The organism is Aureimonas sp. AU4 (assembly GCF_001463765.1).
Classification (GTDB): Bacteria; Pseudomonadota; Alphaproteobacteria; order Rhizobiales; family Rhizobiaceae; genus Aureimonas.
Window position 1 is genome coordinate 19,462 of record NZ_BBWK01000048.1, and the last position, 14,910, is coordinate 34,371.

The 14,910-nt window shown below is 66.0% G+C and carries 12 protein-coding genes and 1 pseudogene; 3 read left to right on the forward strand and 10 right to left on the reverse strand.

What is annotated here, in order from left to right; all coding sequences use genetic code 11:
* The first annotated feature begins 149 nt into the window (after positions 1–149).
* On the forward strand, positions 150–1,622 hold the full coding sequence (locus tag AUL35_RS14310; RefSeq protein ID WP_062015908.1) for a DEAD/DEAH box helicase: 1,473 nt from the start codon (positions 150–152) through the stop codon (positions 1,620–1,622).
* Here the strand turns inward: AUL35_RS14310 and AUL35_RS21675 are convergent.
* The 9 genes and pseudogenes from AUL35_RS21675 to AUL35_RS14350 form a co-directional block, all read right to left on the reverse strand.
* A pseudogene (locus tag AUL35_RS21675) lies at positions 1,597–1,955 on the reverse strand (TfoX/Sxy family protein). The gene AUL35_RS14310 and the pseudogene AUL35_RS21675 sit on opposite strands and share 26 nt — an antisense overlap.
* A gap of 10 nt (positions 1,956–1,965) precedes the next feature.
* The gene (gene sufA, locus AUL35_RS14315) at positions 1,966–2,346 is read right to left on the reverse strand and encodes a Fe-S cluster assembly scaffold SufA (protein ID WP_062015910.1); all 381 of its coding nucleotides are present in this window, start codon (positions 2,344–2,346) and stop codon (positions 1,966–1,968) included.
* A 63-nt stretch (positions 2,347–2,409) separates the two neighbouring features.
* On the reverse strand, positions 2,410–2,763 hold the full coding sequence (locus AUL35_RS14320) for an SUF system Fe-S cluster assembly protein (RefSeq protein WP_244493784.1): 354 nt from the start codon (positions 2,761–2,763) through the stop codon (positions 2,410–2,412).
* An 86-nt stretch (positions 2,764–2,849) separates the two neighbouring features.
* On the reverse strand, positions 2,850–4,097 hold the full coding sequence (locus AUL35_RS14325) for a cysteine desulfurase (protein WP_062015913.1): 1,248 nt from the start codon (positions 4,095–4,097) through the stop codon (positions 2,850–2,852).
* On the reverse strand, positions 4,087–4,467 hold the full coding sequence (locus AUL35_RS14330) for a VOC family protein (protein WP_244493780.1): 381 nt from the start codon (positions 4,465–4,467) through the stop codon (positions 4,087–4,089). The genes AUL35_RS14325 and AUL35_RS14330 overlap by 11 nt, the downstream gene beginning before the upstream one ends.
* On the reverse strand, positions 4,464–5,708 hold the full coding sequence (sufD, locus tag AUL35_RS14335; protein ID WP_062015916.1) for a Fe-S cluster assembly protein SufD: 1,245 nt from the start codon (positions 5,706–5,708) through the stop codon (positions 4,464–4,466). Before sufD ends, AUL35_RS14330 begins: the two co-directional genes overlap by 4 nt.
* The gene (sufC, locus tag AUL35_RS14340; RefSeq protein ID WP_062015918.1) at positions 5,708–6,463 is read right to left on the reverse strand and encodes a Fe-S cluster assembly ATPase SufC; all 756 of its coding nucleotides are present in this window, start codon (positions 6,461–6,463) and stop codon (positions 5,708–5,710) included. Before sufC ends, sufD begins: the two co-directional genes overlap by 1 nt.
* A gap of 53 nt (positions 6,464–6,516) precedes the next feature.
* The gene (gene sufB, locus AUL35_RS14345; RefSeq protein ID WP_062015920.1) at positions 6,517–8,055 is read right to left on the reverse strand and encodes a Fe-S cluster assembly protein SufB; all 1,539 of its coding nucleotides are present in this window, start codon (positions 8,053–8,055) and stop codon (positions 6,517–6,519) included.
* A gap of 143 nt (positions 8,056–8,198) precedes the next feature.
* Entirely contained in the window at positions 8,199–9,371 is a 1,173-nt protein-coding gene (locus AUL35_RS14350; protein WP_062015922.1) for a cysteine desulfurase family protein, read from the reverse strand.
* A gap of 198 nt (positions 9,372–9,569) precedes the next feature.
* Here AUL35_RS14350 and AUL35_RS14355 point away from each other — a divergent pair, with 198 nt between their 5' ends.
* Both AUL35_RS14355 and tyrS read left to right on the forward strand, forming a co-directional pair.
* Positions 9,570–10,244, forward strand: a complete 675-nt coding sequence (locus tag AUL35_RS14355; protein ID WP_062015923.1) for an alpha/beta hydrolase — start codon at positions 9,570–9,572, stop codon at positions 10,242–10,244.
* Positions 10,245–10,287: 43 nt separating this feature from the next.
* A complete protein-coding gene (gene tyrS, locus AUL35_RS14360; RefSeq protein ID WP_062015925.1) occupies positions 10,288–11,538 on the forward strand; it encodes a tyrosine--tRNA ligase in 1,251 nt (416 codons plus the stop codon).
* An 11-nt stretch (positions 11,539–11,549) separates the two neighbouring features.
* On the opposite strand, the gene AUL35_RS14365 is transcribed toward tyrS, so the two are convergent.
* On the reverse strand, positions 11,550–14,882 hold the full coding sequence (locus AUL35_RS14365; protein WP_062015927.1) for a hypothetical protein: 3,333 nt from the start codon (positions 14,880–14,882) through the stop codon (positions 11,550–11,552).
* Positions 14,883–14,910: the final 28 nt, after the last annotated feature.

Genomic DNA, 14,910 nt, shown 5'->3' on the forward strand with positions numbered 1-14,910 from the left:
ACCCGAACCCTGTTATCGAGGCAAGGACTGCTTATATCCGTTTAAGCGGTTGACTTCGCATGACCTTGCGCCTATCGCCCGGACGAGTGGCGTCTTGGCGGCCGCAGGTTGTCGCTTCCGACCTCCGACAAGAGAGAACTTGCTGTTCCATGCCATTTTCTGAACTCGGTCTGAGCGCCAAGGTCCTCGCAGCGGTCGAGGCCGCCGGTTACACCGAGCCGACTCCGATCCAGGCGCAGGCCATTCCCCACGCGCTCGCCAAGCGCGACGTTCTCGGCATCGCGCAGACGGGAACCGGCAAGACGGCCTCCTTCGTCCTGCCCATGCTGACGCATCTGGAAAAGGGCCGCGCCCGCGCCCGGATGCCGCGCACCCTTATCATCGAGCCGACGCGCGAGCTCGCGGCACAGGTTGAAGAATCGTTCGTCAAGTACGGCGCCGCGCAGAAGGTTAACGTCGCGCTGCTGATCGGCGGCGTGTCGTTCGATGAGCAGGAGAAGAAGCTGCAGCGCGGCGTCGATGTCCTGATCGCGACGCCTGGTCGGCTTCTCGATCACTTCGAGCGCGGCAAGCTGCTGCTCACGGGCGTCGAGATTCTCGTGATCGACGAGGCGGACCGCATGCTTGACATGGGTTTCATCCCGGATATCGAGCGCATCTGCAAGCTCCTGCCTTTCACGCGGCAGACGCTTTTCTTCTCCGCGACCATGCCGCCGGAGATCACACGCCTTACCGAGCAGTTCCTGCAGAACCCGGTGCGGGTCGAGGTCGCGAAGGCGGCATCCACCGCGACGACCGTCGAGCAGCGTCTGGTCGCGACGCGCAAGGAAGACTACGAGAAGCGCGAGATCCTGCGCAGCATCATACGCTCGCAGGGCGACGACCTGACCAACGCGATCATCTTCTGCAATCGCAAGCGTGATGTCGCGACCCTGTCGCGCTCGCTCGAGAAGCACGACTTCTCGGTCGGCGCTCTTCACGGCGACATGGACCAGCGCGCCCGCATGGCGACGCTGCAGGCCTTCCGCGACAACAAGATCACGCTTCTTGTCGCCTCCGACGTCGCGGCCCGCGGTCTCGACATCCCCCTCGTCAGCCACGTCTTCAACTTCGACGTGCCGATTCATGCCGAGGACTATGTCCATCGCATCGGTCGGACAGGTCGCGCCGGGCGTTCGGGCAAGGCGTTCACGCTGGTCTCGAAGGCTGACAAGAAGCATCTCGACGCCATCGAGAGCCTGACCCATCAAGCGATCCAGTGGCTCGACGGCGACCTTTCGAGCGTGCCGCAGTCCAATGCCGCCGATGGCGACGTCGAGGAAAGCAGCGGCGGCCGTCGCGGCTCGTCGCGTGCCAGTGGTCGCCGGAGCGGCTCGTCGTCCGAGCGTCGACGCGGCGGAAGCCGTACGTCCTCCGAGATGCCCGTCGAAGCGAAGCCGGAAGCGGCACCGGCGAAGGCTGAGACTGTCTCGGCGCCCGTCCTTGAGGATCGTCCCGCGCCCATCCGCCGTCCCGAGCGCTCGAGCGAACGTCGCGGTCGCGATCAGGGCCGCGACGAGGCCTCGCCGGTCGGCTTTGGTGACGAAATTCCGGCCTTCATGCTGATCGCGACCGGCGTCTGATGGCGCTTGCCTTCCGGAGGGCGGCCCGTCCGGCCGCCTCGCGCGCTCGCGCAGCCCGGATCGTCATGATCTCGGGGTCGTCGAAGGCTTCCAACGGGAAGCTGTAGTACGGCATGGCGACGGGGCGCCGGCGAGGTCGCTCTTAGATCCAGCGCCGGCATCCGGCCCCGAGGAAGAAGGACGCCGTCTCGTCATCGCCTTGAGCAACAGCTCTCCCCGTAAAACCTGGGCGACGATCAGGCCGTCCGCGTAGATACCGTATCCGCCGAACATGCGGCGAATGCGGACATCGCCTTGCGAGGCGAAGATTTCGCGGACGAACTCCTCGTCCATGGCAACCGGATCAAGCGTGGTTTGCGCCGGCGAGGGCTGCGAGATCGGCCTTCTTCAGCTCCACCGATTCGCCGCAGCCGCAAGCCGATGTCTGGTTCGGGTTGTTGAAGGTGAAGCCCGAGCGCAGCCGGGTCACCTCGTAGTCCATCTGCGTCCCCAACAGGAACAGGACCGCTTCCGGCGCGACGAAGACGCGCGCGCCGTTTCGCTCGACTACGTCCTCGCCGGGCTTACCCGCTTCGGCAAGGTCGATCGTGTACTCCATGCCCGCGCAGCCACCCTTCTTGATGCCGACGCGTACGCCCGCCGCGTCACCGCCGCGCGACGCGACGATCTCGTTGACGCGCTCGGCAGCGGCGTCGGTCAGGCTCATGACGGTGAAGCGGCTCATGGTCGGGACCTCTCGACAGATGCCTCTGATATGGTTGCGCGCGCGATCGCGTGCAATCGACGCTTAGTACCAGCCGACAGCGACCTGCGCTTCCTCGCTCATGCGCTCGGGTGTCCACGGCGGATCAAAGACGAGCTCCACGCGCACCACCTGAACGCCCTCCACGGAGCCGACGGCATTCTCGACCCAGCCCGGCATCTCGCCCGCGACCGGACAGCCCGGCGCGGTCAGCGTCATCTGGATATCGACATTGCGGTCGTCGTCGATGTCGATCTTGTAGATGAGCCCCAGCTCGTAGATGTCCGCCGGAATCTCCGGATCGTAGACCGTCTTCAGCGCCGCGACGATGTCGTCGGTGATGCGGGTCAACTCCTCCGCGGGAATGGCGGAAACCGATGGGTTGCCGCCATTGACCATGGCGACGTTGCTCGCCGCCGTATCCGAACGATCCTGTTCGGGAGCAAGTGTGTTGACGTCGGTATCCATAGGTGTCCCGACTCCTTTCAAGCGAAGAACCGGCGAGCCTTCTCGAGCGCCTCCGCGAGGCGATCGACTTCGGCCAGCGTATTGTACATGCCGAAGGACGCGCGGCATGTCGAGGTCGCGCCGAAGCGCTTCAAGAGAGGCTGGGCACAATGCGTCCCCGCGCGTACCGCGACGCCCTCACGATCGATGACCATGGCCACGTCGTGCGAGTGGATCCCTTCGAGATCGAAGGACACGATGGCCCCCTTGCCCGCTGCGTTGCCGTAGATGCGCAACGCGTTCACGGCGCTCAGACGCTCGTGCGCATAGTCGCGCAAGCGTGCCTCATGCGCGGCGATCCGGTCTCGACCGATACGCGTCATGTAGTCGAGCGAGGCGGCAAGACCGATCGCCTGCACGATGGGAGGGGTGCCAGCCTCGAAGCGATGAGGCGGCGCGTTGTAGGTGATCGCCTCTTCGGACACCTCGACGATCATCTCGCCGCCGCCGTTGAAGGGCCGCATGGCGCCGAGCCGGTCTGCCTTGCCGTAGAGAACGCCGATGCCGGTCGGCCCGTACATCTTGTGGCCCGTCAGGACGTAGAAGTCGCAATCAAGATCGCGCACGTCGACCGGCAAGTGCACGGCGCCTTGACTGCCGTCCACGAGCACGGGAATGCCCCGTGCATGGGCAAGGGCGACGACATCCTTCACGGGAGTGACCGTGCCGAGCACGTTCGACATGTGGGTCAGCGCGACGAGCTTCGTGCGCGGCCCAATGGCGCGCTCGAAGTCCTCGATCGAGATCGACCCATCGTCCGAGACCGGCACGAAAACGAGCTTGGCGCCGTTGCGCTCGCGCAGGAAGTGCCACGGCACGATGTTGGAATGGTGTTCCATGATCGTGAGGACGATCTCGTCGCCGGCGCCGATCGCCTCGGCGCCGTAGCCGTAGGACACGAGGTTGATGGCCTCGGTGGCCGAGCGCGTGAAGACGATCTCGTCGGCGCTGCCGGCGTTCAGGAAGGCGCGCACGGTCTCGCGTGCGGCCTCGAACTCCTCGGTCGCCTTGTTGGAAAGGAAATGCAAGCCGCGATGGACATTGGCGTAGTCCTCGGCATAGGCCTTTCGGACGGCCGCCAGCATCGCCTCAGGCTTCTGCGCGGAGGCGCCGTTGTCGAGATAGACGAGCGGCTTGCCGTAGATCTCCTTCGAGAGGATCGGAAAGTCGCGTCGGATGGCCTCGACGTCGTAGTCGTCGGCCTTGGCCAGCGTCTCAACGGTCATAGGACAGAAACTCCAGGAGCGATCCATCCGGATCGCGGAAATAGACGCTGAGACCCGCACCACGCGCGCCTGTGCGCTCGACCGGCCCCAGTTCGACCGGGACGCCCTCGGCTTCAAGGTGGGCGATGGCGTCCGCGATCGGCCCGGTCGAGCGGAAGCAGAGATCGCTGTTGCCCGGCATTACGGGTATCGCTGCCACGGGCTCGGCCCTGCGGCCGGGACCGTGGCAGTTCAGAAGCTGCTCACCGATGCGAAGCGCAAAGCCAACTTCGGCTGGAACGATCTTCGCGCCGAGAACGCGTGTGTAGAAGGTCCCCGACCGATCCCAGTCGGAGACATGGATGACGACATGGTCGAGGCCGAGCCTCAACGCTCCACCGCGAGCCACTCGTCGATGCGCGCTTCCAGCGCCTCGACGGCGGCTTCATGTTCGATCTCCTCGACCACTTCGTCGACGAAGGCCTTCACAAGAAGCGCGCGGGCCTGCGCCTGCGGGATGCCGCGGCTCATGAGGTAGAAGAGGTGATCTGGGTTGATCTCGCCCGCTGTCGCGCCGTGGCCGCATTGCACATCGTCGGCGAAGATTTCCAGTTCCGGCTTGGCCGAAAAATCGCCATCGTCGGACAGGAGGAGCGTGTTGCAGGCGAGGCGCGCGTCGGTTTTCTGCGCACCCTTGGCAACACGAATGACGCCTTGGAAGACGCCGTGACCCCCAAGGACCACGTTGCGGAAGATTTCCGTCGAGGTCGTATTGGCAGCGTTGTGGTTCAGCGTGGTCGTGACGTCAACATGCTGCTTGTCGGCCAGAAGGTTCACGCCCCGGATGATGATCGCAGCGCCCTCGCCGGCTGTCTCGACGTGGACCTCCTGTCGGATCACCGCACCACCCGCGTTGAGAACGAACATGCGAAACTTCGCATCGGCCTCGCAGCGGACGTTGAGCTGCGCGAGATGGGCTTCGTCGAAGCCCTTCTCCTGGACGACGATCCAGAGGATGTCCGACCCCTCGCCGAGTTCGAGCGTATGGACCGCTGTCGAGACGGCACCCGCGCCTTCCGGCGGCGCGCGTTCGACGATAACCGCCATGGCGCGAGCGCCAAGCTTCACGGTCGAGGCGCCCTGCGAGCCGCCGCGCTGCGGCAGCGCGCGCAGCTCGATCGGCTTGTCGACCTCGGTGTCGGCAGCAATGGTGACGGTGGAAGCTCCGGCTCCCAGCGCGGCGTTCAATACGCGCACGGTGTCGTGGTCGCGATCGAGCCGGTTGGCCGTCCCGGCGAGCGAAGGCGCGCCATAGCCCTGCGTGACCGCGACGCCGCGCTCGACATCGTTGCCGGCCGCGCCGCGCCCAAGATCGACCACAACGCTATGCGGCAGGAAGGGCGTCAGGAAAGAAGCCTCGGCTTCGCCCTCGGCGACTGCGGGCTGGCGACCGAGCAGTGCCCGTAGATCCGTATAGTGCCAGGCCTCGACGCGTCGGCTCGGCAGGCCGTGCTGCCGCAGGATGTCCAGCGCCTCCTGGCGGCGGTCGTCACCGAGCGAGCCGGCATGGTCCGCCCGCTCGATCAGCGCCAGTTCCGCCTGCGTGCGGACCGGGAGTTGAACGGCCGACATCAGGCGGCCTCGCCGATGATCTGGGCGTAGCCCTCGTTCTCCAGCTGGAGAGCGAGTTCCTTGTCGCCGGTCTTGATGATGCGGCCCTTGTAGAGGACGTGCACCTTGTCCGGCACGATGTAGTCGAGCAGGCGCTGGTAGTGCGTGATGACGAGGAAGGAGCGGTCCGCCCCACGCAAAGCGTTCACGCCGTCGGCAACGATCTTCAAGGCGTCGATGTCGAGGCCGGAATCGGTCTCGTCGAGCACGCAGAGCTTGGGCTCGAGCAGCGCCATCTGCAGAATTTCAGCGCGCTTTTTCTCACCGCCCGAGAAGCCGACGTTGAGCGGGCGCTTCAGCATGGCCGCATCGATCTTGAGATCGGCGGCCGCCTCCTTCACGCGGCGCATGAAGTCGGGCGTCGTCAGTTCGCCCTCGCCGCGCGCCTTGCGCTGCGAGTTGAGCGCCGTCTTCAAGAAGGTCATGGTCGCGACGCCGGGTATCTCCAGCGGGTACTGAAAGGCGAGGAAGACGCCCGAGGCCGCACGCTCGGCGGCGTCCATCTCCAGGATCGACTCCCCGTTATAGAGGATGTCGCCCTCGGTGACCTCGTAGTCCTCGCGGCCGGCGATGATGTAGGAGAGTGTCGACTTGCCCGAGCCGTTCGGGCCCATGATCGCGGCCACCTCGCCGTCCTCCACCACGAGGTCGAGCCCGTGCAGGATTTCCGTGTCGGTGTCGGCGATGCGGGCGTGAAGGTTCTTGATCTCGAGCATCTGTCTTCTTTTGGCGGAGCGAAGGGAAAATGGGTTGCGGGGCGTGCCGGCTGTCAGCCGACGCTGCCCTCAAGCGAGATGCCGATGAGCTTCTGCGCCTCGACGGCGAACTCCATCGGAAGTTGCTGGATGACGTCCTTGACGAAGCCGTTCACGATCAGCGCGACGGCTTCCTCCTCGGGGATCCCGCGCTGCATGCAGTAGAACAGCTGGTCCTCGGAAATCTTCGAGGTGGTAGCCTCGTGCTCGAACTGGGCCGTGGCGTTCTTCGCCTCGATGTAGGGCACCGTGTGCGCGCCGCAGTCCTCGCCGATCAGCAGCGAGTCGCACTGCGTGAAGTTGCGAGCGTTCGCCGCCTTGCGCTGGGCCGTCACCTGACCGCGATAGGTATTGTTCGAATGACCGGCCGAGATGCCCTTGGAAATGATACGGCTCGACGTGTTCTTGCCGATGTGGATCATCTTCGTGCCGGAATCGATCTGCTGGCGGCCGTTGGAGACGGCGATCGAGTAGAACTCGCCGCGCGAGCCGTCGCCACGCAGGATGCAGCTCGGGTACTTCCAGGTGATGGCCGAGCCGGTCTCGACCTGCGTCCACGAGATGCGCGAGTTCGCGCCCCGGCAGTCGCCGCGCTTGGTCACGAAGTTGTAGATGCCGCCCTTGCCGTCCTTGTCGCCGGGGTACCAGTTCTGGACCGTCGAGTACTTGATCTCGGCATCGTCCAGCGCGACCAGTTCGACAACCGCCGCATGCAGCTGGTTTTCGTCGCGCTGGGGTGCCGTGCAGCCCTCGAGATAGGAGACGTAGGAGCCCTTGTCGGCGATGATCAGCGTTCGCTCGAACTGGCCGGTGTTGCGCTCGTTGATGCGGAAGTAGGTCGACAGCTCCATCGGGCAGCGGACGCCCGGCGGAACGTAGACGAAGGACCCGTCGGTGAAGACCGCCGAATTCATGGTCGCGAAGAAATTGTCCGACACCGGCACGACCGTGCCGAGATACTGACGCACGAGGTCCGGGTGTTCGCGGATGGCCTCCGAGATCGGCATGAAGATCACGCCGGCCTTCTGGAGCTCCTTCTTGAAGGTTGTTGCGACCGAGACCGAATCGAACACCGCGTCGACCGCCACCCGGCCGCCGTAGGATCCCTCGGAACCAGGCACGCCGGAATCGTCCTCGGAGCCGAATTCGGACGGCTCGTCGGGCTTGCGTACGCCCGCCAGGATCTCCTGCTCCTTGAGCGGGATACCGAGCTTCTCGTAGGTCCGCAGGATCTCGGGATCGACTTCGTCCAGCGACTTCGGTCCGCTCATGGACTTGGGCGCCGCGTAGTAGTGGATGTCCTGGAAGTCGATCGGCGGGTAGTCGAGGCGCGCCCAGGACGGGCTCTCCATCGTCTGCCAGCGCTCGAAGGCGGCAAGCCGCCATTCCAGCATCCACTCCGGCTCGCCCTTCTTGGCCGAGATGAAGCGGATCGTGTCGGTGTCGAGCCCCTTGGGCGCGACATCCATCTCGATCAGCGTCTCGAAACCGTACTTGTACTGGTCGACATCGATTCGGCGGACCTGATCGATCGTCTCCTGAACTGCGGGCATAAGCTCGTCTCCATACGCGCCGGCTGACAACGAGGTGCGGCGGCCGAGTCTGCGGCCCAGCCTATAGCTTCTGGACGCGCGGCTAGAAATGGGGGCTCGGAGCCAAAAGTTGAAGACCCCGGACCAGTTTACCGCAGCTGCGTTCAGGCAGCGCGGCCGATCGGTTTTCGCGTCCGGCCGGCCATGGTGGCCACGACCTCGACCAGCCGCTCCAGTTCCGCAGCAGTCGTAGCCGGACCGAAGCTCGCGCGAACAAGTCCCAGATCGGGATCGATCGGTGCGCCGCCGAGCCGCATGGCCTCCAGGGCCTCGCTGCGCCCGAGCTTTCCAGAGCGGCAGGCCGATCCGGCCGACACGGCGATGCCGGCCAGATCGGCTGATATCTGAACCGTCTCGGCCCGCTGTCCTTCCAGCTGGAAGGCGCTCGTCTGCGGCAGGCGGTCCGCCTCACGACCGAGGATCGCGACAGGGGCGCGCGCCGAGAGGTCCGCTTCGAAGCGGTCACGCAGCGCTGCCATTCCGAGAGCGCATGCCGATTCGGCGACGGCCTCGGCGAGGGCGGCGGCGAACCCGGCGGCCAGCATGGGCGCGGGCGTTCCGGCGCGGCGGCGTGTTTCCTGCGCCCCACCGGTCAGAAGCGGCGCAGGGAAGGCTCCGTTGCGCGGCAGCACGACGGCCCCGACACCCTTCGGCCCGCCCAGCTTGTGCGAGGAGATGATGATCGCGTCGGCCGCCCGCACGCACTCGTCGAACGGGCGTCGCCCGATGATCTGCGAGGCATCCACGATCAACCGGCCACCTGACCCGCGCACTGCATCCGAGATGGCTGCGATATCCTGGACGACGCCCGTCTCGCCGTTCGCGACAGCGACCGCGACGAGACGGGGCCCATCAGCGGACAGCCAGTCGCGAAGAACCGGCAGGATGCATCGTCCCGCTGCGTCGACCGGCAGCCGGTCGAACGCCTCGCTGCCGAAGCGACCGCCCTCACGGAGCGCGGGGTGATCGACATCGAGAACGGCCAGTCGACGGAATCGGAGGTTGCCATCGCCTTGCATCCAGAGCGGAGACAGAAGCGTCATGGCCGCCTCTGTGGCGCCGCTGGTGAAGACCACCCGCTCGGCGGAAGCATTGGCGAAGTCCGCGATTCCCTTGCGCGCGCCTTCCAGCACGGCACGCGCGGCCTGGCCTTCGCGATGGACCGAGGATGGATTGCCGGCCACGTCCGCAGCGGCGAACATGGCCTCTCGCGCGCACGCTCGCAGCGGCGCGGAAGCGTTATGATCGAGATAGATGCGCGGCGCGCGATCTGTCATGATTCTGGGCTTCAACCGTTGGGACACGCCGCGAGCGGCGCGAAAAACATTGTATTCGCCGGGACCCACGGACTACATAGCGCGCTTGCGGGACGCATGTAGTTTTTAATCATTCTAAATTGGACCTTACGGAGACGCTCCCGCTCCGTCAAGGCGCGCCCCTCGGGGCTTGCGCTGGCTGTCGACGAGGTGAAGCTCATGCCCGAAGTCATCTTCAACGGACCCGCCGGTCGTCTCGAGGGACGCTATCAGGCGGCAAAGGAGAAGAACGCTCCGATCGCGATCGTGCTCCACCCGCACCCCCGCTTCGGCGGCACGATGAACAACCAGATCGTCTACCAGCTCTTCTACATGTTCGTGGAACGCGGCTTCACGACGCTGCGCTTCAACTTCCGAGGCATCGGCCGCAGCCAGGGCGAGTTCGACCACGGCTCGGGCGAGCTGTCGGATGCGGCGGCCGCGCTCGACTGGATCCAGGCGCTCCATCCCGATTCTAAGCATTGTTGGGTGGCTGGCTATTCCTTCGGCGCGTGGATCGGCATGCAGCTTCTGATGCGGCGGCCGGAGATCGAGGGCTTCCTGTCGATCGCGCCGCAGCCGAACTCCTACGACTTCTCGTTCCTCGCGCCCTGCCCTTCGTCCGGCCTCATCATCCATGGCGACAAGGATCGCGTGGCGCCCCCCAAGGACGTTCAGGGCCTGGTCGACAAGCTCAAGACCCAGAAGGGCATCCTCATCACGCAGAAGACGATCGAGGGCGCGAACCACTTCTTCCAGGGCCAGAGCGACGAGCTTCTGGCCGAGTGCGCCGAGTATCTCGATCGCCGCCTGGCGGGCGAGCTGACCGACGCGCGTCCCAAGCGCCTGAAGTAGCCGCCTCAGCACCGCCGCCTACGGAACCCCTCCGGAACGACCCATGAGCCGATTCAAGTCCGATTTCCTGCGCGTCCTCGACGAGCGGGGCTTCATCCACCAGGTCTCCGATCCGGAGGGCCTGGACGCGCTTGCGTGCAAGGGGCCGATTACGGGCTATGTCGGCTACGACGCGACCGCGACCTCGATCCACATCGGCAACCTCATAACCGTCACCATGCTCTACTGGCTGCAGGAGACGGGCCACAAGGCGATCAGCCTTATGGGCGGCGGTACCTCGATGGTAGGCGACCCCTCGTTCCGCGACTCGCAGCGCGGGATGCTGACGCCCGAGCAGATCCAGACCAACATCGATGGCATCCAGCGCGTCTTCGGCAACATCCTTCGCTACGACGGCCCCAACCCGGCCGTCATGATGAACAATGCCGACTGGCTTCTGAAGCTCAACTACGTCGAGTTCCTGCGCGACGTCGGGCGCCACTTCTCGGTCAATCGGATGCTCAGCTTCGATTCGGTGAAGCTGCGGCTGGACCGGGAGCAGTCGCTCTCGTTCCTCGAGTTCAATTACATGATCATGCAGGGCTACGACTTCACCGAGCTCAACCGGCGCTACGGCACGGTCCTGCAGATGGGCGGCTCCGACCAGTGGGGCAACATCATCAACGGCGTCGACCTCAGCCATCGCATGGGCGGCCCGCAGCTCTACGCGCTCACGACGCCGCTTCTCACCAAGTCGAGCGGCGAGAAGATGGGCAAGTCCGCCTCGGGGGCGGTCTGGCTGAACGGCGACCTCTTCAGTCCCTATGACTTCTGGCAGTACTGGCGGAACACGGAGGATGCCGACGTCGGCCGTTTCCTGAAGATCTTCACGCGACTCCCGCTGGACGAGATCGCGAAGCTCGCCGCCCTCGGCGGTTCGGAGATCAACGAGGCCAAGAAGGTTCTCGCGACCGAGGCGACCGCCATCGTCCATGGGCGCGCGGCGGCCGAGGCCGCGGCGGAGACGGCGCGCACGACCTTCGAGGACGGTGCGCTCGCCGAAACCCTGCCGACCGTCGAGGTGCCGCGCGGCGACCTCGCGTCCGGCGTCGGCATCCTGTCGCTTCTGGTGCGCGCCGGGCTGGCCTCCTCGAACGGCGAGGCGCGCCGTCACGTCGCGGGCGGCGCTGTACGGGTCAACGATCGGCCGGTCGCCGACGACCGTGCGCTCGTCGATGCCGACGCCCTCACGGACGGCGTCGCCAAGCTCTCGCTCGGCAAGAAGCGCCACGTTCTTCTTCGCGCGGTCGACTGACCGCGCGTCGCCTACTGGAAGGCGAAGATCGAACGGAAGATGCCGGGCGCGATGGCGGAGATCGGGTTCACGACGAGCGAGGGCGAGGCGAAGGCACCGCTCAAGCGATAGGTGATCCCGATCAGGCCGCCTTCGTTTCCGTTGCCCAGGATCTGACCGAGGATCGGGATCGAGCCGAAGATCCGGTTGAGGCCGTAGGCCGGCATGAACGAGCCGGCGATGTCGATCCGCCCGCGCGGGTCGTAGAGCGTGCCGGCGAAGCTCGATCCGAAGACAGGCCCGCGCACGATGCCATCCGCGACCTGCAGGGTCTTGTTGCCGTAGGCGAGACGCGCCGAGGCATGATCGAAGAAGGCGCGCTCGGTGCGAAGCTCCTGTCCCACGGCCTGTGAGAGGCTTTGCGTGCCCGGCTGCGGAGAGGAGCCGACGATGCGCGACAGACGTGGCTCGTCCACAAGGGTGAAGTTCAGGATCTGAAGATTGCCCTGGTAGCCGGCATCGGCGTCGCCGACGAGCTCCAGAACCGACTGCCCTCCATCCATATGCCCGTAAAGGCCGGCGAAGGCGAGAACGTCCCCGGTGTCGTTCGAGCTGATGCGGATCGAGCGACCGTTCGGGCGAGGCGATAGATCCCCGCGCAGGACACCACCCCCCTTCGTCGCTCCGCTAAAGGCGAGCGCCGCCATTCGCCCCTTCGAGCTCGCATAGTTGAGCGTGAAGTCCGAGAGCGAGCGATCGCCGAAGCCTGCTAGCGTATCGACGTCCGCCGACACATCGAACGTGCCGTTGCCCGGCCGCTTCGCGTCGTCGCCACCGATGCTGTTGCGCAGTTCCGCCAGGATCGGCCGTGCATCGAAGCGTGCGCCGGTCACGCGAGCCGCCAGGCCGCCACGCTGACGCTCAACCTCGACCGCGACGTCGTCGCCGGGGTTCAGGACGACCTTTTTGAGCTTTGCCGACCGCAACCCGGCGGCGTCGAGAACCGCATCGCCGCTCGCGGAGAACCCGTCCCCCTTGAAAGCGATGTCCTTCAACTGCGTCGTCTCGCCATTTCGATCGACCGACAGGTTCAGACTGGCCGGAACGCCCGGCCCCTTCTTCCAGGCGATCGCGGGCAGGTCGATACCGGTTCGGCGCAGGTCGATGTCGGCCCTGATCACCTCCGGCCCGACATCGACCGCCGCCCGAAGCTCTCCTTCCAGGACGTCGGACAGGGCCGGCACGAGTTCTCCGACGCGCCGGGCCGGAACGTCGAGATCGAGCGCGATCCGGCGCTCGCCGACCGGCTTCTCACCGAAGGGGAGATGGACGGAGATATCGGCCGGCAAGCCCGCCACATCGCCTTGCAGCTTGGCGTTGAGGCCGCCGGGTTCCGCATCGACCGCGCCGGTGAGGTGCTCGACGCGTTGCCCCTGCACCGGTTGACCGGGGCTCGCATCCTGCAAGTCGGCCGTTACCTTCCAGCCGAGCACCTGATCGTCCCGCGCCACGTAGCGGCCGAGGCGAAGCGAGGCGTCCGCCTGGGCCCGTCCCGTGCCTGTCGCCTTGGCCGGGTCGAACTCGATCGACCGGAGGGCCCGAATCGGCTCCGCGTTGGCGATCCGCAGGAGCTGCGAGACCGGTCCGGATGCGTCGATCGCGAGGGAGAGCATCAGGTCGCGCTTGTCGCCCTCGGTCGGCTTGCTCATGAGGACGCGCGAGGGCGCGAGCCTGATGTCCCCCGCGCCCTCGACTTCGCCCTCGCTCACGTCGACCACCGTGTCGGAGCCGCGCACCCGCACGCTTCCCTTCGCCTTCACGACGCGCGGCAGCTCGCCAGCCGTCGCGCTGTCGACATTGTCGAGCGCGACGTCGATGCTCAACTCGCGCTCGCTGGGCTGGTTCTCGGGCTTGAAAGCGACCGCCAGCCGATCCTCACGGACTTGCATGGAAATGGTCGCGTTCGGCACGGCGCCTTCGTTGCCGATGTGACGCAGCACCCAGTCCCTCGCCCGGCCCGATATCAGGAAGGGCCAGAACGCCTTCACGTCCCGCGCCGACAAGCCATCGCCCCGCAGCGCCAGTACACTCAGCGCCTCCGGACTGCCGGTCCCCCGAGAAGCGGTGCCCGTCAGGGTCCCGGACCCCGTGCGCAGCACCATCTCGTTCGCCGTCGCTTCACCGGTCGACGGGCGAGCCTCGCCCTTGATCCAGAGGCTCGCACGGCGCGTGTCGCCCGTACCGCCGACCTTCGAGCGAACCTCGTCCGTTCCGATGCGCCAGGCGAGCCGATCGATGTCGGTGCTTCCGCCGGCACCCTGAACCGGAGCGACCTCCCCCTGAAGGTCGAAGCCGACGTCTCGAAAACGCATGGGGCTGCGCACGATCGTCAGTCGGTCCTCGCCGCCTCGATATTCCATCATAAGGTCGGCCGCTTCGATGCGTGTGTGGTTGAGACCCAGCTGGATGGCGCCGGGACCGGAATGGAACCCAGCGGACAGCACCGGCACGTCGTTCGATGCGTCGCGGCGCAACGAGACATCCATCCACACGGCGGCGTCGCTTCCGAAGGGCCGCTCGTCGTAAAGGTCGGTCTCGGGTGCGGGCGGCACCAGATCGCCCAGATCGATCGGCCTCGACCGCAGCGACAAGGCTCGAAGGCGTTGATCGTCGGCGCCGAACAGGGCGCTGCCCGCAAGATGAACGGGGACGGCTCCGATCTGAAGATCGGTCGCAAGCTGCAGCGATCCGTCGATGTCCCGGTGTAGCTCGGCCGCCCGCAAGCGCAACTCGCCGCCGACGTTCGGAACTCCGTCGACGACGATATCCCGAAACTCGACCGTATCGAAATGAAACGCCTGAAGCGCCTGGAGCTGTCGTTCGAGCGTGCGGATCACTCTTTCCGCGCTGCGTCCGACGACCGAATGCGCGGCAGCATCCTCGACGGCTGGCTCCGGGTCCGTCGATTGCGGCGCAGGCTCGCCGAAGGCGGTCAGGTCGATGCGCGCCCCGTCGATCTCGAGGCGACCGAACTCGAGCCGTCCGCCCGCAAGCGGAAGAAGGCGCAGGCCGACCGAAACGCGACCGACATCGCCGGCACGATTGACCTCGTCGCGCCGCTGCAGCCGGACGCCGGACCAGTTGATCGCCAGCGTCCCGTCGTCGCGAAACTCGAAACTCTGCTGGCCCAACGACGCATCGTAGGCCGGGCCGAGCAGGTGCTCGAGCGCGCTGACCGTCTGCTCACGAACGAAGTCCTGGCCCGTGGTCGTACCGAAGAGAGCCGCGAGGCCGGCGCCGAGCAGGATGAGGCATAGGAAGAGGAAGCTGACGAGTCCGCCGAGGAGGCGGGCCAGGCGCGTCATCAAGGACATCCCATCCCGTGGTGTCGCC

Coding starts and splice junctions, on each gene's coding strand:
- AUL35_RS14310 (WP_062015908.1), top strand. CDS start 150: ATGCCATTTTCTGAACTCGGTCTGAGCGCCAAGGTCCTCGCAGCGGTC.
- sufC (WP_062015918.1), bottom strand. CDS start 6,463: ATGCTCGAGATCAAGAACCTTCACGCCCGCATCGCCGACACCGACACG.
- AUL35_RS14355 (WP_062015923.1), top strand. CDS start 9,570: ATGCCCGAAGTCATCTTCAACGGACCCGCCGGTCGTCTCGAGGGACGC.
- sufA (WP_062015910.1), bottom strand. CDS start 2,346: ATGAGCCGCTTCACCGTCATGAGCCTGACCGACGCCGCTGCCGAGCGC.
- sufB (WP_062015920.1), bottom strand. CDS start 8,055: ATGCCCGCAGTTCAGGAGACGATCGATCAGGTCCGCCGAATCGATGTC.
- AUL35_RS14350 (WP_062015922.1), bottom strand. CDS start 9,371: ATGACAGATCGCGCGCCGCGCATCTATCTCGATCATAACGCTTCCGCG.
- AUL35_RS14325 (WP_062015913.1), bottom strand. CDS start 4,097: ATGACCGTTGAGACGCTGGCCAAGGCCGACGACTACGACGTCGAGGCC.
- sufD (WP_062015916.1), bottom strand. CDS start 5,708: ATGTCGGCCGTTCAACTCCCGGTCCGCACGCAGGCGGAACTGGCGCTG.
- AUL35_RS14320 (WP_244493784.1), bottom strand. CDS start 2,763: ATGGTCAATGGCGGCAACCCATCGGTTTCCGCCATTCCCGCGGAGGAG.
- tyrS (WP_062015925.1), top strand. CDS start 10,288: ATGAGCCGATTCAAGTCCGATTTCCTGCGCGTCCTCGACGAGCGGGGC.
- AUL35_RS14365 (WP_062015927.1), bottom strand. CDS start 14,882: ATGACGCGCCTGGCCCGCCTCCTCGGCGGACTCGTCAGCTTCCTCTTC.